Source organism: Novilysobacter erysipheiresistens, assembly GCF_036663935.1.
GTDB lineage: Bacteria > Pseudomonadota > Gammaproteobacteria > Xanthomonadales > Xanthomonadaceae > Novilysobacter > Novilysobacter erysipheiresistens.
In genome coordinates this window covers 63,924-89,535 of the sequence record NZ_JAXGFP010000008.1, presented here as the reverse complement: position 1 = coordinate 89,535, position 25,612 = coordinate 63,924, and the positions used below count along the sequence as shown (strand labels likewise).

Annotated in this window: 24 protein-coding genes and 2 pseudogenes; 18 read left to right on the top strand and 8 right to left on the bottom strand. The window is 68.8% G+C overall.

All coding sequences use genetic code 11. From position 1 onward, the window contains the following. Positions 1-66 precede the first annotated feature (66 nt). A pseudogene (locus SNE34_RS14865) lies at positions 67-2,829 on the top strand (Hpt domain-containing protein); the annotation flags it as partial. Between the two features lie 196 nt (positions 2,830-3,025). Here SNE34_RS14865 and SNE34_RS14860 read toward each other — a convergent pair. Continuing rightward, positions 3,026-3,619: a pentapeptide repeat-containing protein gene (locus SNE34_RS14860; protein WP_425604558.1), complete on the bottom strand. Its 594-nt coding sequence runs from the start codon at positions 3,617-3,619 to the stop codon at positions 3,026-3,028. Positions 3,620-3,702: 83 nt separating this feature from the next. Between SNE34_RS14860 and SNE34_RS14855 the strand changes: the two genes are divergently transcribed. Genes SNE34_RS14855 through SNE34_RS14300 form a run of 3 tightly spaced genes read left to right on the top strand, consistent with a single transcriptional unit; the run spans position 3,703 to position 8,178 of the window. Continuing rightward, positions 3,703-6,267, top strand: a complete 2,565-nt coding sequence (locus SNE34_RS14855) for a response regulator (protein ID WP_425604557.1) — start codon at positions 3,703-3,705, stop codon at positions 6,265-6,267. Beyond that, complete coding sequence (locus SNE34_RS14305) at positions 6,257-7,648, top strand: chemotaxis protein CheB (protein WP_332618289.1); 1,392 nt, start codon at positions 6,257-6,259, stop codon at positions 7,646-7,648. Before SNE34_RS14855 ends, SNE34_RS14305 begins: the two co-directional genes overlap by 11 nt. Before the next feature lie 26 nt (positions 7,649-7,674). Next, positions 7,675-8,178: a chemotaxis protein CheW gene (locus SNE34_RS14300; RefSeq protein ID WP_332618288.1), complete on the top strand. Its 504-nt coding sequence runs from the start codon at positions 7,675-7,677 to the stop codon at positions 8,176-8,178. Between the two features lie 127 nt (positions 8,179-8,305). Here the strand turns inward: SNE34_RS14300 and SNE34_RS14295 are convergent, their stop codons facing one another. Together SNE34_RS14295 and bioA are read right to left on the bottom strand one after the other, a co-directional pair. Continuing rightward, on the bottom strand, positions 8,306-9,043 hold the full coding sequence (locus SNE34_RS14295) for a 16S rRNA (uracil(1498)-N(3))-methyltransferase (RefSeq protein WP_332618287.1): 738 nt from the start codon (positions 9,041-9,043) through the stop codon (positions 8,306-8,308). Then, positions 9,034-10,500 carry an adenosylmethionine--8-amino-7-oxononanoate transaminase gene (gene bioA, locus SNE34_RS14290; RefSeq protein WP_332618286.1) on the bottom strand — a complete coding sequence of 489 codons (1,467 nt, stop codon included), beginning with the start codon at positions 10,498-10,500 and terminating at the stop codon, positions 9,034-9,036. Before bioA ends, SNE34_RS14295 begins: the two co-directional genes overlap by 10 nt. Positions 10,501-10,553: 53 nt before the next feature. On the opposite strand from bioA, the gene nudE reads away from it, so the two are divergent. The 6 genes from nudE to SNE34_RS14260 all read left to right on the top strand — a co-directional run bounded on the left by nudE (position 10,554) and on the right by SNE34_RS14260 (position 15,870). Then, positions 10,554-11,129 (top strand): ADP compounds hydrolase NudE, encoded by a 576-nt coding sequence (nudE, locus tag SNE34_RS14285; protein WP_332618285.1) that lies wholly within the window; start codon positions 10,554-10,556, stop codon positions 11,127-11,129. After that, complete coding sequence (gene cysQ, locus SNE34_RS14280) at positions 11,119-11,913, top strand: 3'(2'),5'-bisphosphate nucleotidase CysQ (protein ID WP_332618284.1); 795 nt, start codon at positions 11,119-11,121, stop codon at positions 11,911-11,913. Before nudE ends, cysQ begins: the two co-directional genes overlap by 11 nt. Continuing rightward, the gene (gene mazG / locus SNE34_RS14275) at positions 11,910-12,716 is read left to right on the top strand and encodes a nucleoside triphosphate pyrophosphohydrolase (protein ID WP_332618283.1); all 807 of its coding nucleotides are present in this window, start codon (positions 11,910-11,912) and stop codon (positions 12,714-12,716) included. The genes cysQ and mazG overlap by 4 nt, the downstream gene beginning before the upstream one ends. A 75-nt stretch (positions 12,717-12,791) precedes the next feature. Beyond that, entirely contained in the window at positions 12,792-13,502 is a 711-nt protein-coding gene (locus SNE34_RS14270) for a response regulator transcription factor (RefSeq protein WP_332618282.1), read from the top strand. A 16-nt stretch (positions 13,503-13,518) separates the two neighbouring features. Next, on the top strand, positions 13,519-14,808 hold the full coding sequence (locus tag SNE34_RS14265) for a sensor histidine kinase (RefSeq protein WP_332618281.1): 1,290 nt from the start codon (positions 13,519-13,521) through the stop codon (positions 14,806-14,808). A 96-nt stretch (positions 14,809-14,904) separates the two neighbouring features. Continuing rightward, positions 14,905-15,870, top strand: coding sequence for an isoaspartyl peptidase/L-asparaginase family protein (locus tag SNE34_RS14260; RefSeq protein WP_425604556.1), 966 nt, complete (start codon positions 14,905-14,907; stop codon positions 15,868-15,870). A gap of 25 nt (positions 15,871-15,895) precedes the next feature. Here the strand turns inward: SNE34_RS14260 and SNE34_RS14255 are convergent, their stop codons facing one another. Beyond that, positions 15,896-16,378 (bottom strand): VOC family protein, encoded by a 483-nt coding sequence (locus SNE34_RS14255; RefSeq protein ID WP_332618279.1) that lies wholly within the window; start codon positions 16,376-16,378, stop codon positions 15,896-15,898. A gap of 261 nt (positions 16,379-16,639) precedes the next feature. On the opposite strand from SNE34_RS14255, the gene SNE34_RS14250 reads away from it, so the two are divergent. The 8 genes from SNE34_RS14250 (at position 16,640) to SNE34_RS14215 (ending at position 22,300) form a co-directional block, all read left to right on the top strand. After that, complete coding sequence (locus tag SNE34_RS14250; RefSeq protein WP_332618278.1) at positions 16,640-17,020, top strand: diacylglycerol kinase; 381 nt, start codon at positions 16,640-16,642, stop codon at positions 17,018-17,020. A 43-nt stretch (positions 17,021-17,063) separates the two neighbouring features. Then, a complete protein-coding gene (locus SNE34_RS14245) occupies positions 17,064-17,789 on the top strand; it encodes a TerC family protein (protein ID WP_332618324.1) in 726 nt (241 codons plus the stop codon). A 114-nt stretch (positions 17,790-17,903) separates the two neighbouring features. Next, complete coding sequence (locus tag SNE34_RS14240) at positions 17,904-18,557, top strand: LemA family protein (RefSeq protein ID WP_332618277.1); 654 nt, start codon at positions 17,904-17,906, stop codon at positions 18,555-18,557. A gap of 20 nt (positions 18,558-18,577) precedes the next feature. Next, on the top strand, positions 18,578-19,507 hold the full coding sequence (locus tag SNE34_RS14235) for a TPM domain-containing protein (RefSeq protein WP_332618276.1): 930 nt from the start codon (positions 18,578-18,580) through the stop codon (positions 19,505-19,507). Between the two features lie 10 nt (positions 19,508-19,517). Next, positions 19,518-20,006, top strand: a complete 489-nt coding sequence (locus SNE34_RS14230) for a TPM domain-containing protein (protein ID WP_332618275.1) — start codon at positions 19,518-19,520, stop codon at positions 20,004-20,006. Positions 20,007-20,076: 70 nt separating this feature from the next. Then, on the top strand, positions 20,077-20,952 hold the full coding sequence (gene lgt, locus SNE34_RS14225; protein WP_332618274.1) for a prolipoprotein diacylglyceryl transferase: 876 nt from the start codon (positions 20,077-20,079) through the stop codon (positions 20,950-20,952). A 33-nt stretch (positions 20,953-20,985) separates the two neighbouring features. Next, positions 20,986-21,780: a thymidylate synthase gene (locus SNE34_RS14220; RefSeq protein ID WP_332618273.1), complete on the top strand. Its 795-nt coding sequence runs from the start codon at positions 20,986-20,988 to the stop codon at positions 21,778-21,780. 22 nt (positions 21,781-21,802) lie between these two features. Further along, on the top strand, positions 21,803-22,300 hold the full coding sequence (locus tag SNE34_RS14215) for a dihydrofolate reductase (RefSeq protein ID WP_332618323.1): 498 nt from the start codon (positions 21,803-21,805) through the stop codon (positions 22,298-22,300). A gap of 122 nt (positions 22,301-22,422) precedes the next feature. On the opposite strand, the pseudogene SNE34_RS14210 reads toward SNE34_RS14215, so the two are convergent. The 4 genes and pseudogenes from SNE34_RS14210 to pdxA all read right to left on the bottom strand — a co-directional run. Beyond that, positions 22,423-23,277, bottom strand: a pseudogene (locus SNE34_RS14210) (symmetrical bis(5'-nucleosyl)-tetraphosphatase); the annotation flags it as partial. Between the two features lie 13 nt (positions 23,278-23,290). Continuing rightward, positions 23,291-23,689 carry a Co2+/Mg2+ efflux protein ApaG gene (apaG, locus tag SNE34_RS14205; RefSeq protein ID WP_332618271.1) on the bottom strand — a complete coding sequence of 133 codons (399 nt, stop codon included), beginning with the start codon at positions 23,687-23,689 and terminating at the stop codon, positions 23,291-23,293. Positions 23,690-23,762: 73 nt separating this feature from the next. Continuing rightward, the gene (gene rsmA / locus SNE34_RS14200) at positions 23,763-24,623 is read right to left on the bottom strand and encodes a 16S rRNA (adenine(1518)-N(6)/adenine(1519)-N(6))-dimethyltransferase RsmA (RefSeq protein WP_332618270.1); all 861 of its coding nucleotides are present in this window, start codon (positions 24,621-24,623) and stop codon (positions 23,763-23,765) included. Further along, on the bottom strand, positions 24,620-25,612 hold the full coding sequence (pdxA, locus tag SNE34_RS14195; RefSeq protein WP_332618269.1) for a 4-hydroxythreonine-4-phosphate dehydrogenase PdxA: 993 nt from the start codon (positions 25,610-25,612) through the stop codon (positions 24,620-24,622). Before pdxA ends, rsmA begins: the two co-directional genes overlap by 4 nt.

Sequence of the window (25,612 nt, the reverse complement as noted above, 5' to 3'; positions counted from 1 at the left end):
AATGAACAGCATGACCCCCGGCCGACGACGCCCACGGCGCGGCCCCGCTGACCGGTGGGGCGCGCGATGACCGTGATGCGCGACGCCATCGACACCACCACGCTGGGCTGGATCAAGCCGGAGCTGGACGAAACCCTGCGCCAGGCCCGGCAGGAAATCGAGGCTTTCGTCGAATCGCCCGGCGACAGCGACCGCATGCGCGCCTGCGCCAGCCACCTGCACCAGGTGCACGGCACCCTGCGCATGGTCGAGCTGTACGCGCCGGCGATGGTGGCCGAGGAGATGGAGCGGCTGTCGCTGGCGCTGGTCCACGGCGACATCGGCGACCGCGACGACGCCTGCGCGATGCTGATGCGCGGCGTGGTGCAGCTGCCCGATTACCTGGAGCGCCTGCAGGGCGGCCATCGCGACATCCCGATCGTGCTGCTGCCGCTGCTCAATGAACTGCGCGCGACCCGTGGCGAGACCGGACTCAACGAGAGCGTGCTGTTCGCACCCAACCTCGACCGCCCCTTGCCGACCGACTTGCCGGCGCCCGCGCCGGTGGCTTCCACGACGATCCGCACCGGCGTGCAACCGGCCAGCGCCAACCTCGCCGCGCTGCGCCATGCGCTCGCGCAGTGGCCGGAAGATGGTGCGCCGGCCGACGCCGCGCACCTGGCCACGGTGGTCGACGGCCTTCTGGCCGAAGTCTCGGTGGAGCCATTGCGACGCATGCTGTGGGTGGCCTCGTCGGTGGCCGGCGCCCTGCGTGACGGCGCCCTGCCGCCGACCCGTGCGCTGCGCCTGGCGTTCGGCGGCGTCGAGCGCGAAGCGCGGCAGATGCTCGACGACAACGGCTTCAGCGCGCCCGCCAACGAGCCCAACGCCGAGCCGACCCGCCAGTTGCTGTACCACGTCGCCCACAGCGACGGCGGCCACCCGGCACTGGACAACCTGCGCCAGACCTTCGAACTCGACGCCGTATTGCCCAGCGAGTCGGAGATCGAGCACGCCCGCGGCAGCCTCAGCGGCCGCAACCGCGCGTTGCTCGACACCGTTTCGGCGGCGATCAAGGAAGACCTGCTGCGGGTCAAGGATTCGCTCGACCTGCACCTGCGCACCGGCAAGACCGACGTGTCGGAGCTGCGTCCGCAAGTCGAGACCCTCGGCCGGGTCAGCGACACCCTCGGCATGATGGGCCTGGGCATCGCCCGTGGCGTCGTGCTGCAGCAACGCGATGCGATGCACGAGATCGTCGCCGGCCAGCGTGCGGCCGACGAATCGGCCCTGCTCGACGTTGCCGGTGCCCTGCTGTACGTGGATGCCTCGCTCGACGAGCAGGTCTCGCGGCTCGGCCTCAACGACAACCGCGCCGACGAGGACCTGCTGGCCAGCGAGTCGCGCAAGGTGCTGGAAGTGGTCGTGCGCGAGGCGATCGCCAATTTCGGCGATGCCCGGCAGTCGTTCGTGGCGTTTGTCGAAACCAGCTGGGACCACGCCGAACTGGTCGAGGTGCCGCGCCTGCTGGACGAAGTCTGCGGCGCCCTGCGGATCCTCGATTTCAGCCTGCCGGCGGACTACCTGGTCGGCATCAAGCGCTACACCGAGGTCGAACTGATCGGCCGAAAGCGCGTGCCCAATGGCCAGCAGCTCGACATCATGGCCGACGCGCTGGCGAGCGTGGAGTACTACCTCGAGGCCCTGCGCGAGCAGCGGCCTAACCGCGACCGCATCCTCGAAATCGCCCGCCACAGCCTGGAGTCGCTCGGCTACTGGCCGCTGCCGGTCGAAACCGTGGCCTCGCATACCGAGTTGCCTTCGCTGATCTCGGTCGAGGAGGAAGACCTCGCCGCCGCAGCGCTCGACATGGCATCGCAGAGCATGTCCGTGCCGGACACCGCCGCACCGCCAGTCGCCAGTCCGCCGGTCGAGACCGAGGTCGAGGTCGCGATGCCGGAACCGGTCGCTGTCCCGGTCGCCGAGGCTGCCGCACCGATTCCCAGCGCTGCGCCGATGGTCGCCGCGACCGGCGGAATCGATGGTTTCGCGCACAGCGACGACATCGACGACGAGATCCGCGAGGTGTTCCTGGAGGAACTCGAAGAAGAAATCGGCAACCTCGACCAGTTGCTGGTCGTGTGGCGTCGCGCGCCCGAAAACATGGAGCAGCTGCGCTCGATCCGCCGCGTGTTCCATACGCTGAAGGGCAGCGGCCGCCTGGTCGGCGCCAAGACCCTGGGCGAGTTCAGCTGGAAGATCGAGAGCATGCTCAACCGCGTGCTCGATGGCAGCCGCCTGGCCAGCCCGGCGGTGGTCGCGGTCGTTGACCACGCCCGCGCGGCGCTGCCGCAGTTGCATGAGGCACTGGCCGGCACCGGGACAATCAGTGCCGACCTCGACGCGATCGCCGCGGTCGCCGAGCGCGTCGCCGCCGGCGAGGAGGCGGTCTACACCGCACCTGCACTTGCACCTGCATCTGCGACGGAACCGGTTGCCGCCGCGGACGATGCCATTTCGTTCGACAGCGCGTTCGATGATCTCGCAGTTGAAGTCGATGCGCCCGAAGAGGAGCCCGGCGTCCCGGCATCGGTCGACTCTGTGTTGCTGGAAATCCTCGACAACGAAGTCACCGGCCACCTGGCCACCATCGAGCAGTGGCTTGCCGCCAGCAAGGATCAGCCGCAGCTCGCCGACGATCGCCTGCAACGCGCGATCCACACCCTCAACGGCGCGCTCGCGATGACCGAGGTGCCGGTGATCACCGACATCACCGCGCCGGCCGAGGCCTACGTCAAGCGCCTGCTCGCTTCGGCCCAGGCTCCCGGGACGGAGGGCGTTGCCGCGATTGCCGCGGTCGCCGATGCCGTCGCCCGCACCCTGGCCGCGCTGCAGTCCAGCGCGCCGCGGATCCCGGAGTTCAAGGGCCTGTCCAAGCGCATGCTCGCCCTGCGCGACAGCCTGCCGCCGGCGCGACCGCCATCGGACGATGAGCTCGACGTACCGCTGCCGACGCGACGTACCAGCGGGGTGTCGGTGGTCGACCTCACCCCGTTCGCCGGTCTCGAGGCTGACAGTGAAGCCACCAACTGGGACGTTGCCGATCTCGGCCTGCCGCAACTCGACGAAACCGCAGACGGCGAAGCCGAACGCCTTGACGCGGAGCGGGTCGAAGCCGAGCGTCTCGAGCTCGAGCGTCTCGAAGCCGAGCGCCTCGAAGCCGAACGCGCGGAGACCGAGCGTCTCGAAGCAGAACGTCTCGAAGCTGAGCGCGCCGAGAGCGAGCGTCTGGAGGCTGAGCGCGTAGAAGCCGAGCGCCTCGAAAACGAACGCGCCGAAGCGGAGCGTGCTGAAGCCGAACGCCTGGAGACCGAGCGTCTCGAAGGCGAGCGCATTGAAGCCGAACGTCTCGAAACCGAACGTGCCGAGACGGAACGTCTCGACGCTGAGCGCCTAGAAGCCGAGCGTGTCGAAGCCGAACGTCTTGAAGCCGAACGCGTCGAAGCCGAACGCGTCGAAGCTGAGCGCGCCGAAGCCGAACGCCAGGCGGAAGACGAGCGCGAATACGCGCGTCTCGAAGCCGAATACGCCGAGGCCGAACGCGTTGCTCGCGAACAAGCCGAAATCGAAACGGCGGCATTGGCGGCGGCTTCGGGAACCATCATTCACCCACCGGAACCGGCCGACTCCGCCCCGGCGGACATCGGCACCGATACGGATTCCGTGGCATCCGCCTCCGAACAACCGTCCGAACCCGAACAGCCTGAAGCCGAACCGGAAATCGAACAACCGAAAATCGAGCAGTCCGAAGCCTCAACGCTGATCGCCGCGCTGGCCGTGGTCGAAGACCCGGACGAAGCGCTCGATCTCGACGGGCTCGACCCGGAACTCGTCGACATCTTCGTCGAGGAAGGCGGTGACCTGCTCGATCATTCCGACGGCCTGCTCAGCCAGTTGCGCGAATCGCCAACCGAGCGCGAGCCGCTGGTCGGGCTGCAGCGCGACCTGCATACGCTCAAGGGCGGCGCGCGGATGGCCGGCATCATGGCGGTCGGCGAACTCGGCCATGTGATGGAGTCGCTGCTGGAGTCGGTCGTCGACCAGCGCTGCGAACTTGGCGCCGATGGCGTGCCATTGCTCGAGCGTGGTTTCGACCGGCTGCACGCGATGATCACCCGGGTCGGCTCGCGTCGTGCGATTGCGATGCCCGAAGCGTTGATCGCCGAGTTCGAGGCGCGCTCGCGCGGTGAAACGCGACTGCACGCGGCCGTCGTGGACACCCCCGACGCCGAAGTGCCGGCAATCACCACCGTTGCCACGGCCGAACCCGCGGTGGACGCCGTCGCCAGCCGTGCGCAGCCGACTGTCGCGACCGGGCTGGCCACCCTTGCGCCGCTGTCGGCCCCGGTCGAGGACACCCAGGCCGGCGACGAGGACGACATTGGCGTCCGCGCGCCGCAGGAGCAGGTGCGAATCCGTGCCGACCTGCTCGATCGACTGGTCAACTACGCCGGCGAGGTCGCGATCTATCGCGCCCGCCTCGAGCAGCAGTTGGGTGCGTTCCGCGGTGCGATCGCCGAAATGGGCGCGACCAACACCCGTATGCGCGACCAGTTGCGGCGGCTGGACATGGAGACCGAGGCGCAGATCGTCGCGCGTTACCAGCGCGAGGTCGAGGACGCCGAGCAGGCCTTCGATCCGCTCGAACTCGACCGCTTCTCGACCCTGCAGCAGCTCTCGCGCGCGCTGTCGGAGTCGGCGGCCGACCAGGGCAGCCTGCAGGTCACCCTCGACGACCTGACCCGCCAGTACGAGACCCTGCTGTTGCAGCAGTCGCGGGTCAGCTCGGAGTTGCAGGAAGGCCTCATGCGCACGCGCATGGTGCCGTTCGACGCGCTGTTGCCGCGCCTGCGCCGGGTCATCCGCCAGGCGTCCGGCGAGCTCGGCAAGCAGGTCGCGCTCAAGCTCGACGGTTCGCAGGGCGAGCTCGACCGCAACGTGCTCGAGCGCATGACCGCGCCGTTGGAGCACATGCTCCGCAACTCGGTCGCGCACGGCCTGGAAACGCCGAAGGAGCGCAAGACGGCCGGCAAGCCGGAAGAGGGCAGCGTCCGCATCGCGATCCGCCGCGAAGGCTCCGAAGTCGTGCTGGAAGTGGCCGATGACGGCCGCGGCCTCGACCGCGATGCGATCCGTCGCCGTGGCGAGGAGCGCGGCCTGATCCGCAGCGACGCCGTGCTGAGCAATTCCGATCTCGATGCCTTGATCCTGGAGCCGGGCTTCTCCACTGCCGATGCGGTCAGCCGCCTGGCCGGCCGCGGCGTCGGCATGGACGTCGTCGCCAGCGAGGTGCGCCAGCTCGGCGGCCTGCTCGACATCCATTCCACTCCGGGCCAGGGCGTCCGATTCACCCTGCGCCTGCCGCAGACCCTCGCGGTCACCCAGGCGGTGTTCGTCAAGATCGGCGAGACCACGTTCGCGGTGCCGATCGCCTCGGTCCGCGGTGTCGGCCGGATTGCCCGCGAGGACCTGGTCGATGCCAATGGCCAGCCGGTCGACGCGGTCTACCGCTACGGTGGCGACGACTACGCCGTGCACGACCTCGGCCACCTGGTCGGGCAGGGCACGTCGAAGGCCGAGGGCCAACTGCAGATGCCGGTGCTGCTGATCCGCTCGGGCGACCTGCACGCTGCGGTCACCGTCGACCAGGTCATCGGCAACCGCGAGATCGTGGTCAAGCCGGTCGGCCCGCAGGTCGCCTCGGTGCCGGGTATCTTCGGCGCGACGATCATGGGTGACGGCCGCGTGGTCGTGATCCTCGACGTCGCTCCGCTGGTGCGCCGGCAGGCAACGTTGCCGCGCGACCTGCGCGCGGCGCCGGCGCCGGTGGTCGAGCACCGCCAGGTGCCGCTGGTGATGGTGGTCGACGATTCCGTGACCATGCGCAAAGTCACCGGCCGCGTGCTGGAGCGCCACAACTTCGAGGTCGCCACCGCGAAGGACGGCATCGACGCGCTCGAGCGCATGGTCGACGTGGTGCCGGACCTGATGCTGCTCGACATCGAGATGCCGCGAATGGACGGTTACGAGCTGGCGACCCAGATGAAGGCCGATCCGCGCCTGCAGAACGTCCCGATCGTGATGATCACCTCGCGTACCGGCGACAAGCATCGCCAGCGTGCGATGGACATCGGTGTCGACCGCTACCTCGGCAAGCCGTACCAGGAACCGGAACTGATGCGCAACGTGTTCGAGTTGCTCGGGATCGAGCCGCGCCATGGTGGCTGAAGCCCTGCGCGTCGCCCTGCTGGCCAGGCCAGGGGTCGCCTGCGACCGCCTGCGTGGCGTGCTTGACGAGGCCGGCGCCCGGCGCGTGCTGGAGGCCGACCCGACCGCGCTGGAATTGCCGGCGCTGGTCGAGGCCGCTCCGCAGGTGGTGCTGGTCGCGCTGGACCCGGCGACCGAAGACGTACTCGGCCGCTTCGACGACGTGCTGTTCGATCCGGCGATCGACGTGATCTACGAAGAGGCGGAGTTGACCGCCTCGCGCGAGGGTTGGGACGTGGCGCGCTGGCAACGCCATCTGGTCGCCAAGCTGCAGCGCCATGGCGACGTGCTGCCGCCCGGCCGCGAGCCCGACGATGTGGATGCTGCGGGCGACGGCTCCGGAAAGACAGCACCTGTCATCGCTTCGACGCCGGCGATGGAGTACGAGGCGTTGCCCACGGCGGAGGCGCATAACCCGTTCGATCCGGTCGCGGCCGAATCCGACGACCAGACTTTCGAACTGGACGAGTCGTTCGCCTCCGCGTTCGAATCAGGCTTCCAGGTGGACGAGCCCACCACGGCTCCAACCGTCACGGCGTTCGAATCTGATGCCGATTTCAGTCTGGGCGTGGATGAAAAACCAGGCGACGACGACCCGCTCGTCAACGAATTCGACCTGGCCGAACCGGCCCAGGACGTCAGCGACAGCGATGGGTCTGCGCCGGCCACGGTTTCGCGCTTCGGCGAACTGAGTCTCGATGACGGGACCGCCAGCATCGGCGAGAGTCCGGAAACCGACCACAAGTTCAAGCACGACCTGAGCGAGCTGGAACGTCGCATCTCCGGTCTTGAGCTGGTCGACGACACTCCGGTACGCGGGCCGGAGCAGGCGCATGGCGCGGTCCTTGTGCTGGCCGGCATCGGCGGCCCGGATGCGGTGCGGCAACTGCTCGGTGCGCTGTCGCCGGACTTCCCGCGGCCGGTGCTGGTGCAGCAGCGTCTCGATGGCGCGCGTTACGACAAGTTGGTCGCGCAGATGCAGCGTGCGACCTCGCTGCCGGTAAACCTGGCCGAGCCGGGCGAAGTCGCGCAGGCGGGCTCCATCTACATCCTCCCGGCCGAGGTCGGGATCGATGTAGGCAACGCCGGCATACGCTTCAACCAGGGCGGCGACCCGCTGGCGGCACTGCCGTCGGCCGACAGCGCGGTGCTGCTGCTCAGCGGTAGCGACCCCGAACAGGTCGATGCGGCCATGAAGCACAGCTGGGCCGGCGCCGTGGTCGCGGGACAGGCCGCCGATGGCTGCTACGACGCCGCGGCGTCCAATGCGCTGGCCGCCCGCGGTGGCGACACCGCCCCGGCGATCGAACTCGCACAGCGACTCACGGAGCGTTGGTCATGACGCCGCGCCACTCCAGGACACCCGATATGTCGAACTCCACCGCGGCGCAACCGACGGCTCCGGTGACCCCCGAAGCGGATATCCGCGGCGTGGTGATCCAACTGGCCGGCGCACGCCTGCTGCTGCCCAATGCCGCGATTGCCGAAGTGCTGTCGTACGCCCCGCCGGAGCCGGTGGCCGGGGCACCGGACTGGCTGCTCGGCCGGATGCGCTGGCGCGGCTGGCAACTGCCGCTGATCAGCTTCTCGCGACTGGCCGGGCTGGCCGACGAGCAGGGTGGCTTGGGCAGCAAGGTGCTGGTGTTCAAGGCACTTGGCGGCGATGCCAAGGCGCCGTACTTCGCGATCCTGACCCAAGGCTTCCCGCGTCTGGTCACGGTCTCGCGCGAGGCCCTGAAGGTCGATGCCGACGGCGGTGAGCTGCCAATGGCCGTGCTGGCGCGAGTGATCCTCAACCAGGACGACGCCCTGGTGCCCGACCTCGTGGCAATCGAGAAGCTGATCACCGAAGCGCTGGCCGAAGCGGCCTGATCGCCGCAACACCCTTATAGGACGGCTTTAGCCGCGATCCGGAGTCGGACGAGCGACCAGGCATCCGATCGCGGCTAAAGCCGCTCCTACAGATGTATGTCGTTAGGTTCAGGCTCGTCGGGCCTGTTCAACCCAAATCGCCAAACCCCGCCTGCAGCGCCGCGATCGCGGCCAACCCGGCAGTCTCGGTCCGCAGGATCCGCGGGCCCAGCTGCAAGCCCTGGAAGCCGGCTTCCCGCAGTTGCTCGCGATCCGCCGGCGACCAGCCGCCTTCCGGCCCGACCGCCAGCAGCACCGGGCCCCCGGCGGGCACCTTGAGGGCGGAGATCGCGAACGTGCCTTCGGGATCGAGGGTCAGCCGCAGGCCGCCCGCGGGCAGTCCCGCCAGCACTTCGTCCAGTGATCCGGGTGCTGCCACCGATGGCACGGTCGCGCGCCCGCTCTGTTCGCACGCGGCGACCACCACGTTGCGCCAATGCGCCAGGCGCTTGGCCGCGCGCGCGGCGTCGAGCTTGACTTCGCTGCGCTGCGAACTCAGCGGCCGCACTTCGGCCGCGCCCAGTTCGGTGGCCTTCTGCAGGATCAGGTCCATCTTCTCGCCGCGGGCGATGCCCTGCAGCAGGGTGACCCGCAACGGCGATTCCGATTCGACCGCCACCGCGTCGGTGACTGCGACGCGCAACTCGCGCTTGCCGAGGGCGGCCACTCGGGCGGCGTAGTCGTAGCCGTCGCCGTTGAACAATACGCAAGAATCGCCGACGCCGAGCCGTAACACCCGAGCCAGGTGCACGGCCGCTGATTCCGGCAGCGACACTTCAATGCCCGGGGCCAGCGGCAGTTCGACGTGGACGCGGGTCAGGCGCATCGGGTTTCCCGGATCGCCTGGTCGATCACCGCGGCCGTGGTATCGGCCAGCAGGGCCAGAGCGTCATCGTCGACCGTATAGGGAGGCATCCAGTACAGGACGTCGCCGAGCGGGCGCAGCAGCACGCCGCGGTCGAGCGCGGCGCGGTAGGCGTGCAGGCCGAACCGCGCGGCGGGGTCGAACGGCGTGGCCTTGTCGCCGTCGCGGCCGAACTCGAAGGCGACGATCATCCCGGCCTGGCGCACGTCGGCGACGTGGGCGTGCGCACCGATCGATGCGGCCAGCTCGGCCATTCGCGTGGAAGTCGCGCGGTTGCGCGCCAGCACGTCGTCGGATTCGAAGATTCCCAGCGTCGCCAGCGCCGCGGCGCAGGCCAGCGGATTGCCGGTGTAGCTGTGCGAATGCAGGAATGCGCGCTCGCGCGAGTCGTCGAGGAAGCCCTCGTAAAGCTCCTGGGTCGCCAGCACCGCGCACAGCGGCAGGCTGCCGCCGGTCAGGCCCTTCGACAGGCACAGCAAATCCGGCGCGATGCCTGCCTGCTCGCAGGCGAACATCGTGCCGGTACGGCCGAAGCCGACCGCGATCTCGTCGGCGATCAGGAACACCCCGTGAACGTCGCACAACTCGCGTGCGCGCTTGAGGTAAACCGGGTCGTGCATGCGCATGCCACCGGCGCATTGCACCCGAGGCTCCAGGATCAGCGCACAGATCTCGCCGGCGTGGTGGTCGAGCAACCGGGCGAGGGCGTCGGCGGCTTCCTCGGCGTGGCTGGCGGCGCTTTGTCCGGGACGGGCGAGGAACGCATCCGGCGACGGCGTGAACAGCGCCTCGGTCAGCAGTGGGGCGTAGACCCGCCGGTACAACGGCACGTCGCCGACCGCGAGCGCGCCGAGCGTCTCGCCGTGGTAGCCGCCCTCCAGTGCGACGAACTTGGTCCGCCGGTCCTCGCCGCGGTTGCGGAACCAGTGGAACGCCATCTTCAGCGCGACTTCGACCCCGGCCGAGCCGTTGTCGGCGTAGAACACCTTGGCCAGCGGCGCGCGGCCCGACTCGCGCGGCGCCAGTGCCAGCAGCTTCTCGGCCAGCTCGACCGCCGGCGCATGTGAGCAGCCGGCCAGGATCACGTGCTGCAACTCGCGCGCCTGGGTCGCAATCGCCTCGGCGATGCGGGGCTCGGCGTGGCCGAACAGGTTGACCCACCAGCTCGATACCGCGTCGAGGTAACGGCGGCCGTCGCGGCCGATCAGCCAAGGGCCTTCGCCGCGCGCGATCGGCAGCAACGGCAGGGTGTCGGTGCGCGGGCCCGGCGCGCGGTCGCGCTGGTGCTCGCGCATCTGCGTGCACGGGTGCCACAACACCGACAGGTCGCGCTCGCGCCACGCATCGGCCACGGCATCGCTGCCATTGTGGCCGTGGCCCTCTGCTAGCATCGCTGGATCGTGAATCGTCTTTTGCATACGTCCATTATCGCTTTTCATCGGCGCTGCGTTTTGGCCCTGGCGGGCGCGCGATGAGCCGGCGCCTGCCCACGATCCACAACATCGTCACCGACGATGCCGGCCCGTACCGGATCGACCACCTCGACCTGGAGTTCAGCAACGGCGAGCGCCGCCGGTTCCAGCGCCTGCACGGGCGCGGCGATGGTGCGGTGGTGGTGGTGCCGATGCTCGACGACGACACCGTGCTGCTGGTGCGCGAGTACGCCGCCGGCATGCATCGCTACGAGTTGGGGCTGGTCAAGGGCCGGATCGATGCGGGCGAGACGCCACTGCAGGCCGCCGACCGCGAGCTCAAGGAAGAGGTCGGCTACGGCGCCCGTTCGCTGGTGGCGCTGCGCGAACTGACCTTGGCGCCGACCTACATGAGCCATGTCGCTCACCTGGTGCTCGCGCGCGATCTGTACCCTCAGCGCCTGCCCGGGGATGAGCCCGAACCGCTCGAGGTGCTGCCGTGGCGGCTCGACGCGCTGCACGAGCTCATCCTGCGCGAGGACTTTTCCGAAGGCCGCAGCATCGCGGCACTGTTCATCGCAAGAGAGTGGCTGCAAACGCGTGGCCAGCAACCAGGACAACCAAATGACCCGTGACCTGCGCGAAGGCGTCATCCGCATCGCCCGAGCCGCCGCCGCCGAGATCATCAAGGTCTATGACAGTGAGTTCGCGGTCGAGCACAAGGACGACCGCTCGCCGCTGACTGCCGCCGACCTCGCAGCCCACCACTGCATCGTCGACGGCCTGCGGCAACTGACGCCGGATATCCCGGTGCTGTCGGAGGAATCGGCCGGCATCACCACCGCGCAGCGACGCCAGTGGGCGCGCCTGTGGCTGGTCGACCCGCTCGACGGCACCCGCGAGTTCGTCAAGCGCAACGGCGAGTTCACCGTCAACATCGCCCTGATCGAGGATGGCGTGACGACCTTCGGCGTGGTCCAGGCACCGGTGACCGGTGCGCTGTGGCATGGCGGTCAGCAACTGGGCGCGTTCCGCCGCGACGGCGACGGTGAGGACCGGCCACTACGCACGCGCGTGCCGGCGACCGCGCCGCGGCGGGTCGCCGCCAGCCGTTCGCATCGCGACGAGCGCACCAACACCTTCATCGAGCGCATGGGCGAGTGCGAGCCGGTCGGGCTCGGCTCGTCGCTGAAGTTCTGCGCGGTGGCCGAGGGCGACATCGACGTCTACCCGCGCTTCGGCCCGACCAGCGAATGGGATACCGCCGCCGCCCAGGCGGTGCTGGAGGGTGCCGGCGGCGCGGTGCTCGACCTGTCCGGCCGGCCGTTCCGCTACAACCAGCGCGACACCCTGCTCAATGGTGGCTTCATCGCGATCGGCGACACCAGCCTGCCGTGGCGGGACTGGGCGCAGGCGTGAACATCGGGCGCCTGCTCGAGATCATCGCGCGGCTGCGGGATCCGCAGGCCGGTTGTCCGTGGGACCTGCAGCAGACTTTCGCGACGATCGCGCCGTACACGGTGGAGGAGGCCTACGAGGTCGCCGACGCGATCGACCGCGGCGATCTCGACGCGCTGAAGGACGAACTCGGCGACCTGCTGCTGCAGGTCGTGTTCCATGCAAGGATCGCGCAGGAGCAGGGCGCGTTCGACTTCGATGACGTGGTCGCGGCGATCAGCGACAAGATGGTGCGGCGCCATCCGCATGTCTTCGGCGACTCGTCGGCGGCCGACGCCGAGGCGCAGGCGAGCGACTGGGAACAGTGCAAGCGTCGCGAGCGCGAGGCCGCCGGTGACAGCGACACCTCCGCATTGGCCGGGATCGCCCGCGGCCTGCCGGAATGGCAGCGCGCGGTGAAACTGCAGAAGCGTGCCGCGCGGGTCGGTTTCGACTGGCCCTCGCCGGAGCCGGTAATCGCCAAGTTGCATGAAGAAATCGAGGAGGTCCGGGCCGAATTCGCCGCCCGCGCGGCCTCGCCCGACGACGCCGCGGTGCAGGAGCGGCTGGAGGCGGAAATCGGCGACCTGCTGTTCGTCGCCGCCAACCTCGCGCGGCATGCCCGGATCGATGTCGGCAGCGCGCTGCGTCGGGCCAACCACAAGTTCGAACGGCGGTTCCGGGCGATGGAGGCACTGGCCACCGCCGACGGCACTGCGCTGGACGGGCAGCGGTTGCGGGCACAGGAAGCCTACTGGCAGCGGGTCAAGGCCGCCGAGTCATGAATGCCGGGGTCGTCTTCACGGCGCGTCGACCTGCATATCGGCAGCCTTCACAAAACTGAAGGGTGGAGAGCATCTATGCCGGGCACGCGTGATGGTGGTCTGGTCCTCATCGTCGAGGACAATCGCAATATTTCCGAGATGGTCGGCGAGTATCTCGAGAGCCGCGGCTTCGAGGTCGACTTCGCCGCCGATGGCCTCGATGGCTACCGGCTGGCCGCGGAAAACAGCTACGACGTGATCGTGCTCGACCTGATGCTGCCGCGGCTTGACGGCATCGAGGTCTGCAAGCGCCTGCGCGAAGAAGCGCGCAAGTCGACCCCGGTACTGATGCTGACCGCGCGCGACACCCTCGACGAGAAGCTCACCGGCCTGTCCGCCGGCGCCGACGACTACCTGACCAAGCCGTTTGCGATCCAGGAACTGGAAGCCCGCCTGCGCGCGCTGATCCGCCGCGAGCGCCGCCAGGTCGGCGGCGAGGTGCTCAAGGTTGCCGACCTCGTGCTCGACCCGGCGTCCTTGCGCGTCACCCGTGGCGGAAGCGAATTGCAGTTGTCGCCGATCGGGTTGCGCCTGCTGACGATCCTGATGCGCGAATCGCCGCGCGTGGTCAGCCGTCAGGAGATCGAGCGCGAGATCTGGGGCAATGGCCTGCCCGATTCCGACACCTTGCGCAGCCACCTCTACAACCTGCGCAAGACCATCGACAAGCCGTTCGACAAGCAGTTGCTGCACACCGTGCAGTCGGCCGGCTACCGGGTCGCGGACATTTCGCAGCCGCCGGAGTGACGGTGTTGCGCGTGCCATGACGCAAGGTCTTCCCCGCCGCATCAAGCTGGCCTTCATCGGCCAGGCGATCCTCGGCAGCATCGTCATCACCGCCGCGATCCTGCTGGCCGGGTTGCTGGTGCGCCACGGCATCCTGTCGGCGCACATGCAACGCGAAGCCGATGTGTTCTGGACCGGGCGCGAGGCCAGTCCGGCCTATCCGTTGCCGCGGTCGTCGGTGATCGCCGGCTACCTCGACCCGGCCGCCCCCGGTGACCGCAGCGCGCCGCTCGAACTGCGCCAGCTCGAACCGGGCAGCCACCAGCAGCCGGTGCCGGGCGCCTCGGACAAGACACTGGCGGTGCTGGTCGACCGGCGTCCGCAGGGCACCCTGTACCTCACGCTCGACCCGACCCACGTCGACCGCGCGATCCTGCTGACCGCGGTGGTCGCGCTGGTGCTGTCGCTGCTGGCGACCTACCTGATCTCGTGGCTGACCTACCGCACCTCCAAACGGCTGGTCGGGCCGGTCAGCTGGCTGGCCGACGCCGTCGCCCAATGGGACCCGCGCGATCCCGACGCCAGCGCGATCAAGCCGCGCAACCTGCCGCCCGAGGCCGGCAACGAGGTCCGGCACCTGTCACGCGCACTGGTCGGCCTGGCGGACCGGGTCGCCGATTTCGTCCAGCGCGAGCGCGACTTCACCCGCGACGCCAGCCACGAGCTGCGCACCCCGCTGACGGTGATCCGGGTCGCCACCGACATGATGCTGGCCGATCCGGAATCGCCACCGCGGACCATCCGTTCGCTGGCCCGGGTGCAACGCGCCGGTCGCGACATGGAGTCGGTGATCGACGCCTTCCTGATCCTCGCCCGCGAGGCCGACATCGCGCCGCAGAGCGCCGAGTTCGAGGTGCGCGACATCGTCCACGACCAGGTCGAGCGGATGCGGCCGATGCTGCAGGACAAGCCGGTGGCGGTCGAGGTGATCGACAACGGCGCGCCGCGGCTGTTCGGGCCGCCGCACGTGCTTGCGGTCATGATCGGCAACCTGCTGAACAATGCCGCGCACTTCACCGATCACGGCAGTATCGACATCCACCTGGCTCCGGACCGGGTCGAGATCCGCGACAGCGGCATCGGCATGGACGCCGAGACCCTCGGCAAGGCCTTCACCCCGTTCTTTCGCGCCGACCCGACGCGGGAGCAGGGCACCGGCATGGGCCTGTCGATCGCGCGCCGGCTCGGCGAGCGCATGGGCTGGCCAGTCAGCCTCGACAGCCAGCCGGGGCAGGGCACCATCGCGACGATCCGCTTCATCGGCTAGGGGCAGGCCGCCGCGCTATGCTCGCGGCTGGACCTCGCGGAGCCGACCATGCGCCGAATCACCTTGTTGCCCATCCTGCTGCTTGCCCTCGCCGCCATGAACAGCCATGCCCAGCAGTCCGAAAGCGCGCCTGCCACCACGCCGGCCGCGAAGATCGCGCTGGTGATCCACGGCGGTGCCGGCTACGTCCCGCGCGCCTCGCTCAGCGCCGAGGACGAACAGGCCGCGCGGGCCGACCTCGGCCGCGCACTTGACGCCGGCCACGCGATCCTCGCCGACGGTGGCACCGCGCTCGATGCGGTCGAGGCGGCGATCCTGGTGCTGGAGGACTCGCCGCGCTTCAATGCCGGCAAGGGCGCGGTGTTCAACGCCAAGGGCGGTCACGAACTCGATGCCTCGATAATGGAAGGCCACACCCGCCGCGCCGGCGCGGTCGCCGGGGTCACCACCGTGCGCCACCCGGTCAGCCTTGCCCGCTCGGTGATGGAACACAGCGAACACGTGATGCTGGCCGGCGACGGCGCCGAGGCGTTCGCCGACTCGCGACCGGAGATCGAGCGGGTGCCGAACGACTGGTTCGACACCGAGCATCGCCGCCGCGCGCTGGAGAAGGCGCAGGCCGCCGTGGGCGGCGACACGCCCGGGCAATATTTCGGCACCGTCGGCGCGGTTGCGCTTGATCGCCACGGCCATATCGCCGCGGCGACCAGCACCGGCGGCATGACCAACAAGAAGTGGGGCCGGATCGGTGACGCGCCGATCATCGGCGCCGGCACCTGGGCCGACGACAACTGCGGCGTGTCAGGCACCGGCTGGGGCGAGTTCTACATCCGCAACGCGGTCGCCCACGACATCTGCGCGCGCGTGGCCTACCGTGGCGACTCGCTGGCGGAGGCGGCCGAGGAGGTGGTCAACCGGATCGTCCCGGCCGCCGGCGGCGACGGCGGCGCGATCGCGCTCGACGGCGAGGGCAACATCGCGATGCCGTTCAATACCGGCACCATGTACCGGGCCTGGATCAAGCCCGACGGCAGCCGCGGCATCGCAATCTTCGAGGAATAGGCACGCTGCGGGGAACAGGGCGCGCCTACCCGCCCTGCTGCTCCGACCAGGCCGCCATGCGCTTTTCCATCTCCTCCGGCGGCACGTCCTCGACATGGGTCGCCAGCGTCCACTTGTGTCCGAACGGATCGAGCACCGTGCCCATGCGGTCGCCCCAGAACTCGTCGGTGACCGGCTTGCTGGCTTGGGCACCGGCGTCGAGCGCCTGCTGGTAGGCACGGTCGACGTCGTCGCCGTAGACCACGAAACCGACCGTGGTGCCACCGCGGGCGGTCGGGCCCATCGCCTGCATGTCGGGCCACTCGTCCGACAGCATCAGGGTGCAGTCGCCGATGCGGATCTCGGCGTGTCCGACCTTGTCGCGACCGTCGTCGTCCTTCATCGGCAACCGGTAGAGCTCCTGCGCGCCGAACGCTTTCTGGTAGAACTCGATCGCCGCGGAGGCGTCGTCGACGATCAGGTACGGGGTGACGGTGTGATAGCCCTCGGGAGTGGTGTTCACGGCCATGGGAGAGTGCCTTGCTGCGATGGCGGGGCCAACGGGGGTCGGCAGTGTGTCGCCACGGGTGCTAACACCATGCGAAGGCCGGATGCCGCCGGCCCGGTTACGGTGCGGTCCCGGGATTTTCCCGCGCTGCGGGCGGGAGCGGGGCCCTTGTGGCAAAATTGGCGGTCTGGCGCGGCTTTCGCTGCGCCGTCCCGACACCGCGCGATGGCGCCCCCGCGAATGATGCCGATTCCATGTTGATCCACGAGCAGCGCCCCTGACATGGCCGACGAGATCGGTCACTTGCCGCGCGGCCCGGCTCGCATGCTGAAGGCCGCCAAATGGTCGATCCAGGGGCTGGTTGCGGCGTGGCTGCATGAATCCTCGTTCCGGCTCGAGGTCTACCTGTTCGTGGTCCTGGCACCGCTGGGCTGGTGGCTCGGCGAGACTCCGGTCGAGCGCGTGCTGCTGGTCGGCTCGCTGCTGATGGTGCTGAGCATCGAGTTGCTCAATTCCGCGGTCGAGGCGGTGATCGAACGCTACGGCGCCGAGTTCCACGAACTGGCCGGCCGTGCCAAGGACATGGGGTCGGCGGCGGTGTTCGTGCTGATGCTCAACGTGGTGCTGACCTGGGGCGCGATCCTGCTGCCGCGTTTGGCCTGACCTACAAAACTTTCTTGAACACTGGGAATTGCTCGTGATTGAAATGCTGATGGATCCGGAAGTCTGGATCACCCTGATCACCCTGAGCGCGATCGAGATCGTGCTCGGCATCGACAACCTGGTGTTTATTTCGATCGCCGTCAGCAAGCTGCCTCCGCACCGGCGCGAAGTGGCGCGCAAGTTCGGCATCGCGGTCGCCTGCCTAACCCGGATCTGCCTGCTGCTGACCCTGGCCTGGCTGGCCGGGCTGACCCACGACCTGTTCCAGCTGTTCGGGCAGGGCATTTCGGTGCGCGACCTGGTGCTGATCCTCGGCGGCGCGTTCCTGGTGGTGAAGGGCGTGATGGAGATCAAGGACGGGATCATCGGCGAGGCGGAATCCGAGGACATCCACACCCGTCCGGTGACCTCGTTCGGCGCGGTGATCGCGCAGATCGCGGTGATCGACATCGTGTTCTCGCTGGACTCGGTGATCGCCGCGGTCGGCATGGCCAACCAGACCTGGATCATGGTCTGCGCGATCCTGCTGGCGGTCGCGGTGATGCTGCTGGCGGCCACCCCGCTGGGCAAGTTCATCGAGCGCAACCCGACCGTCAAGATGCTGGCGCTTGCCTTCATCGTGTTGATCGGCGTCTACCTGGTGCTGGACGGTTTCGAGATGCACATCCCGAAGGGTTACATCTACGGCGCGATGGGCTTCTCGGCGCTGGTCGAGGTGCTCAACCTGTGGGCCAAGCGCCGGGCATCGTTGCCGCACGCGGACGGCTGACCACATACGACAGGCCGCGGCCGGTCGTCGGCTTCACGCCGCGTCCATTGCGCGGCGTGAAGGCCGGTGGTGCAATGCCGGCCATTGCCCCCGCGGCCATCGTGGAGTCGTGCCATGCGCCTGTTTCTCGTGCTGCTGTTGTCCTTGTTGCTGGGAGGTTGTGGCTACAACACCATCCAGCAGAAGGAAGAAGCGGTCAGCGCGGCCTGGTCGCAGGTGCTCAACGTCTACAAGCGCCGCGCCGATCTCGTGCCGAACCTGGTCGCCACGGTCAAGGGCTACGCCGCCCACGAACAACAGGTGCTGACCGAGGTCACCGAAGCGCGCTCGCGGGTCGGCGCCATCAACGTCAATGCCGATGACCCGGCCTCGCTGGCGCAGTTCCAGCAGGCCCAAGGGCAGTTGCAGAGCGCGATCGGCCGCCTGCTGCTGGTCAGCGAGAACTATCCCGACCTCAAGGCCAACCAGAATTTCCTGCAGTTGCAGGCGCAGCTGGAAGGCACCGAGAACCGCATCACGGTCGAGCGCATGCGCTACATCGAGGCGGTGCGCGATTACAACACCTACATCCGCAAGTTCCCGACCAACCTGACCGCGATGGTGTTCGGCTACGACGTCAAGCCGAACTTCACGGTCGAGAACGAGGCGCAGATCCAGCAGCCGCCGCAGGTCGACTTCGGTGCGCCGGCGGCGTCGCCGCAACCGGCGCCCCAGCGGGCGGCTCCGCAACAGCCCGCTCCGCAACAGCCCACGCCCGCCAACGGGTGAGTCATTCGGGGCCGGGTGCCATGAACTTCGCGCGGTACGTCCGGGCGCCGGGTTGGCCGGCACGGCTGGCGTTGCTGCTGGCGTTGTCGCTGTCCAGCCTGCTGGCGACCGCGCAACAACTGGCGCCGATTCCACCGCTGGATTCGCCGGTGGTCGACACCACCGGCACGCTGGACGCTGCCACTCGGCAGCAGTTGGAGGCGCAGGCATTGGCGCTGCAGCAGCGCAAGGGCAGCCAGTTGCAGATCCTGGTGGTGCCGACGACCCAGCCGGAGGACATTGCCCAGTACGCGGTGCGGGCCTACGACCAGTGGCGGCTGGGGCGCGAGAAGGTCGACGACGGCCTGTTGCTGGTGGTCGCCAGGGACGACCGGCGGGTGCGGATCGAGGTCGGCTACGGCCTGGAAGGCGCGATTCCGGACGCGACCGCGATGCGGGTGATCCAGGAATACATGGTGCCGCGGTTCCGCGCCGGCGATTACGCGGGCGGCATCACGGACGCCACCGCGGCGCTGGTCAGTCTGGTCGATGGCGAGCCGTTGCCACCACCGATGGCCAGCCCGGCGGGGCAATCGGACAGTGGCGGCAGCGGCTGGCTGTTCGCGGTGTTCGCCGCGTTCATCGTCGCCCAGATCGCGCGCGGGATCCTCGGGCGAGCGCCACGCGCGGTGCGCGGCATCGGCGCCGGGTTGGCGGCGGGCGGGGTCGCCTGGCTGTTGTCGTCGTTGCTGCTGGTCGGTGGCGCGGGTGCATTGATCGGCCTGCTGTACGGCCTCGCCAGTGGATCCGGCGGTCGCTTCGCGCGCGATCGCGGCTGGGGCGGTTTTGGTGGCATGGGCGGCGTTGGCTGGGGTGGTGGCGGCTTCGGAGGCGGTGGCGGTTTTGGCGGCGGCGGCTGGTCCGGCGGCGGTGGCATGAGCGGGGGCGGTGGCGCCTCCGGCAGTTGGTGAGGCTGGCCTGATGCGCGTGCTCAAACACCTGTTCGCGCCCTCGGCGCGGCGCCTGTTCCCGGAAGCGCGGCTGCAACGGATCACCGCCGCGATTGCCGCCGGTGAACTGCGCCATCGTGGCGAGATCTGCTTCGCGGTCGAAGCGGCGCTTCCGGCATCGGCCGTGCTTGCCGGTCGCCAGGCGCGCGACCGCGCCGGCGAGATATTCAGCCAGTTGCGGGTCTGGGACACCGAGGCCAACAACGGCGTGCTGCTGTACCTGCTGCTGGCGGACCATCGGATCGAGATCATCGCCGACCGCGGGTTCCGCGACCGGGTCAGCGCCGAACAATGGCGCGGGGTGTGCAAACTGATCGAGGAGCGGCTGCGCTCGGGCGAACCCGAGGCGGCGGTAGTCGGTGGCATCGAGGCAATGTCGGCGCTGGTGGCCGAACACTTTCCGCGTGGCACGGACGACGTCGACGACAACGAGTTGCCGAATGCGCCCCACGTTTTCTGATCGCCGCGCCGGGCAAGCCCGCGGTGGCTCGGGCACAATGTCCGCTGCCCCGTAGGAAGCCACGCGCTAGATGATCATCCTGCACCAGATCGACCCGATCGCCCTCGACCTGGGCCCGCTGCAAGTCCACTGGTACGGGATCATGTACCTGCTCGGCTTCGGCCTGGCGTGGTGGCTGGGCCGTCGCCGGATCCGCGCCGGTAGGTTGCCCGGGGTCGACGAGCAGGGTTTTGGCGACCTGCTGTTCTACGGCATGCTTGGCGTAGTCCTCGGCGGCCGCATCGGCTACGTGTTGTTTTATTCGTTCGGCGAGTTGCTCGACGATCCGTTGATGCTGTTCCGGATCTGGGAAGGCGGCATGAGCTTCCACGGCGGGCTGCTCGGGGTGATGGCCGCGACCTTGTGGTGGGCGCACAGGCATCGGTTGCACTTTTTCGACGTCGCCGATTTCATCGCCCCGCTGGTGCCGCCGGGATTGGGTTTCGGCCGGCTCGGCAACTACATCGGCGGCGAGTTGTGGGGCAAGTTCACCGACGGCGGCTGGGGCGTGGTGTTCCCGCGCGCACGCGAGTTCGCCGGCTGGAGCGAGGCCCAGCTGCAGGCGCAGTTCGCCAGCGGCGCGCTCGACCGTTTCGCCCGCCATCCCTCGCAGCTTTACCAGGCCGCGCTGGAAGGCCTGGCGATGTTCTGCATCCTGTGGTGGTTCTCGCGCAAGCCGCGGCCGCGCTACGCGGTGGCGGGCCTGTTCGCGCTGCTGTACGGCGCCTTCCGGTTCCTGGTCGAGTTCGTCCGGATGCCGGATGCGCAACTGGGCTACCTCGCGTTCGGCTGGCTGACCATGGGCCAGCTGTTGAGCCTGCCGCTGATTGCGATCGGGCTGTTCTGGCTGTGGTTGTCGCGACGTTCGCCGACGCTGCAGCCGGCGCCGCCCGTGCCGTCGGCCTGACATCCGCCGACCGGAAACCAGCCTGGAGTCGTCATGAAGCAATACCTCGAGCTGCTGCGCCACGTGCTGGAACACGGCACCGAAAAATCCGACCGCACCGGCACCGGCACCCGTTCGGTGTTCGGCTGGCAGATGCGCTTCGACCTCAATGCCGGATTTCCGCTGGTCACCACCAAGAAGCTGCACCTGCGCTCGATCGTGCACGAGCTGCTGTGGTTCCTGCGCGGCGAGACCAACATCGCCTACCTGCAGGAACACAAGGTGCGGATCTGGGACGAGTGGGCCGACGAGGACGGCGAACTCGGCCCGGTGTACGGCAAGCAGTGGCGGCGCTGGGCCGGTGCCGATGGCATCGAGATCGACCAGATCAGGCGGGTGGTCGAGGAGATCAAGCGCAATCCCGAATCGCGCCGGTTGATCGTGTCGGCCTGGAATGTCGCCGAGTTGCCGCAAATGGCCCTGATGCCGTGCCATACCCTGTTCCAGTTCTACGTGGTCGAGGGCAAGCTGAGTTGCCAGCTGTACCAGCGCAGCGGCGACATCTTTCTCGGCGTGCCGTTCAACATCGCCAGCTACGCGCTGCTGACCCACATGGTGGCGCAAGCCTGCGGACTCGGCGTCGGCGACTTCGTGCACACGCTGGGCGACGCGCACCTGTACTCGAACCATTACGAGCAGGCCCGCGAGCAGCTCACGCGCGAGCCGCGGGCGTTGCCGACGTTGAAGCTCGATCCGGCGGTGACCGACATCTTCGGGTTCGGCTTCGACGACATCGTGATCGAAGGGTATGACCCGCATCCGGCGATCAAGGCGCCGGTGGCGGTATGACGCCGGGGTTGGCGGCCGCATGATCGAGCTGGCATTGATCGCCGCGCTCGATCGCAACGGCGCGATCGGTCGCGGTAACGCATTGCCCTGGCGCCTGCCGGACGACCTCAAGCGCTTCAAGGCGCTGACCCTGGGCAAGCCGGTGCTGATGGGGCGCAAGACCGCGCAGTCGCTCGGGCGCGCGTTGCCGGGGCGGCGCAACCTGGTGCTGACGCGCTCGGGCGCGGTGCCATTCGAGGGCATGCAGGCGGTGGCGACGGTCGGCCATGCGCTCGCGCTCGCGGGCGAGGATGGTGCGGCGGAGCTTTGCGTGATCGGCGGAGGCGAGGTGTATGCGTTGTGTCTGTCGCAGGCGGTGCGCATGCACCTGACCCATGTCGATACCGAGGTGGAAGACGCGGATGCGTTTTTCCCCGCGTTCGATCCGGCGCAGTGGCAGGTGTTGGCTCGGGAAGTGCACGCGGCCGACGCAAAGCATGCCTGCGCGTTCGAGTTCGTCGACTATCAGAGGATCAGGTAGTTGTAGGAGCGACGTAAGTCGCGACCTGTACATCGCCTCACGGGTTCGGCGGGTCGCGACTTACGTCGCTCCTACATTGGAAATGTCGTTCCTGCACGGCGTCCGGACTTCAACCCTCACCGCCGCGAGCGTTGCCGCGCCTTCGGCGGATTCGCGGGTACGTCGCGACCGGGCACCTGCACGATCCGCAGCTCGTCGGTATCGAGTTGCAACGCGGTCAGCTGGCCGCCCCAGACCGCGCCGGTGTCGATCGCATGCACGCCGTGGCCGAGGAACAGGCCCAGCGCCGACCAGTGGCCGCAGACGATCTTCAGGTCGCGCTCGGCGCGCCCCGGCACCGCGTACCAGGGGTACAGGCCGGGCGGCTGGGTACCGGGTACGCCCTTGTCCTCGTAGGAGATGCGCCCACGCGGCGAGCAATAGCGCAGGCGGGTGAGGATGTTGATGATCGCGCGCTGGCGGTCGATGCCGGCCAGGCGCGGGTTCCATACCGGGCCGTCGCCGTACATGTTCTTCAGCAGCCGGCCGTACTGGTCGCCCTGCAGCCGCTCCTCGATCTCGCGACCGTGCTTCTCGGCCTGCTGCGTGGTCCATTTCGGTGCCAGGCCGGCATGCACCATCATCCAGCCGAGTGTCCGGTCGACATGCACCAGCTTCTGCATCCGCAGCCAGTCGAGCAGGGCCGGCCCATCCTCGGCGAAGACGATGCGCTGCAGGTCCGGATTGACCTTGCGTTGCTCGTCCTCGCGACGCTGGCCGACCGCAAGCAGCGACAGGTCGTGGTTGCCGAGCACCACGATGGAATTGGCGCGCAGCGAGTGCACCAGCCGCAGGGTTTCCAGCGACTGTCCGCCACGGTTGACCAGATCGCCGCAGAACCACAGGCGGTCGCGCGCCGGGTCGAACGCGATCTTTTCCAGCAACCGCTGGGTCACGTCGTAACAGCCCTGCAGGTCGCCGATCGCCCAGACGCTCATGCCGCGCTCGCCATCAGTGCAGGGTGCGCGGCACGGTCAGGGTGAATGGCGCGATCGGCGCGTCGAAACCGGTGCCGTCGTCGGCCAGCATCGCGTAGCTGCCTTCCATCGTGCCCAGGTCGGTCTCGAGCACGGCGCCGGAGGTGTACTCGAAACCTTCGCCGGGGCGCAGCCACGGTTGTTCGCCGACGACGCCCTCGCCCTGGACTTCCTGCACCTTGCCGTTGGCGTCGGTGATCAGCCAGTGGCGCGAAAGCAGGCGCGCGGCGATGCTGCCGCGGTTGCGGATCTGGATGGTGTAGGCGAAGACGTAACGATCCTTCGCGGGCTCGGACTGGTCGTCGAGATAACGCGTGGCGACATCGATGTCGACGGCATACTTGCTCGGGCTTTCGTCGGTGCGGCGTTCCATGCCGGTAGTGTATGACGTCGGCAGGTGAAGCGGACATCGCGATGCACGTCGCGGCGGGCGCGCGCATGCGAATTCATGTAGTCAAGGCGTTGGCCAGCCGCACGAAGTCGGCCACATCGATCTGCTCGGCGCGCGCCGTCGGTGGCACGCCGGCGGCCTCGAGCGCGCTGGCATCGCAAACGTTCGACAACGCATTGCGCAGCGTCTTGCGGCGCTGGCCGAAGGCATCGCGCACGACGCGGGCGAATACCTCGCGGTCGCGGATGCCGATCGCTTCCGGCGCGCGCGGCACCAGCCGAACCACGGCCGAATCGACCTTCGGCGCCGGCCGGAACGCGCCCGGCGGCACGGTGAACAGCGGCGTCACCGTGCAGTACGCCTGCAGCATCACGCTGAGCCGCCCGTACACCTTGTTGCCCGGGCCGGACGCCATCCGGTCGACCACTTCCTTCTGCAGCATGAAGGTCATGTCGCTGATCGCCGTGGCGTGGTCGAGCGCGTGGAACAGGATCGGCGATGACAGGTTGTAGGGCAGGTTGCCGACCAGCCGGATGGTGCGGCCGGATGGGGACGACGCCTCGCCATGGTGGCCGTCGTCGGCAGCGAGCGCACTGAAGTCGACCTTGAGCACGTCGCGGTGGATCACCGTCAGGGTGCCGTGGGCGCGGGCGGCCTCGGTCAGCGGGAAGATCAGGTCGCGGTCGAACTCGATCACGGTCAGCTCGCCGTGGCGGTCGAGCAGCGGGAAGGTGATCGCGCCCTGACCGGGGCCGATCTCGACCAGACGGTCGCCGGGCTTGGGGTTCACCGCCTGCACGATCTTGTCGATGATCGTGCGCTCGTGCAGGAAGTTCTGCCCGAGGTGCTTCTTGGCCTCGCTGGCGAAACCATCGGGGCCGAGCGACGGCGCGCTGGAATGGCGGTTACGGGTCATGCGGCATTATCGGCGAAAGCGCATCGCGCCCGCGCCATTCGCGCGCAGGTCTGCGCCGCGGCGAACAGGCTCGACGGGTCGGCGATGCCGGTACCGGCAAGGTCCAAAGCGGTGCCGTGGTCGACCGCGACCCGCGGGTAGGGCAGGCCGAGGCTGAGGTTGACCGCCTGCTCGAAGCCGCTGAACTTGAGCACCGGCAGCCCTTGGTCGTGGTACATCGCCAGCACCGCATCGAAACCGCGCAGCTTGGCCGGCAGGAACGCGGTGTCGGCCGGCAGCGGACCGACCAGGTTCATGCCCTGGCCTCGCAGCGCGGCGATGACCGGTTCGATCACTTCGATCTCTTCGCGGCCGAGGTGGCCGGCTTCGCCGGCGTGGGGATTCAGGCCGAGCACCGCGATGACCGGTTCGGCGATGCCGAAATCCGTACGCAACGCCGCATGCAGGATCTGCAGGGTGCGGGTCAGCGCCGCCGGAGTGATTGCATCGGCGACTGCGCGCAGCGGCAGGTGGGTGGTGGCCAAGGCGACGCGCACGGTCGGATTGGCGAGCATCATCACCACGTCGGTGCCGGCCTGGGTGGCGAGCAGTTCGGTGGTGCCGCTGTAGGCGATGCCGCCCTGGTTGATCACCGCCTTGTGGACCGGACCGGTGACGATGCCGTCGAAGTCGCCGCGCAGGCAGCCGGCGCCGCCGAGCTGCAGCGCGTCGACCACCGCACGGGCGTTGTGCGGATCCGGGTGGCCGAACCTGCTCGGCACGGCGTTCGGAACCTCCGTCAGGACCAGTTCGCCCGCGGCCCCCGTGGCGTGCCCGGGGTCGGTCCACTGCAGGGGCAGGGCGAGCGCGTCGGCGGCCGCCTGCAGGGTCGCGCGGTCGGCGAATACGGTCAGGGAATAGTCGCGCGGCTGCTGGGCCAGGCGCACGCACAACTCCGGCCCGACGCCGGCCGGTTCTCCCGGGACCAGCGCGAGCCGGGTCGGTGTCAT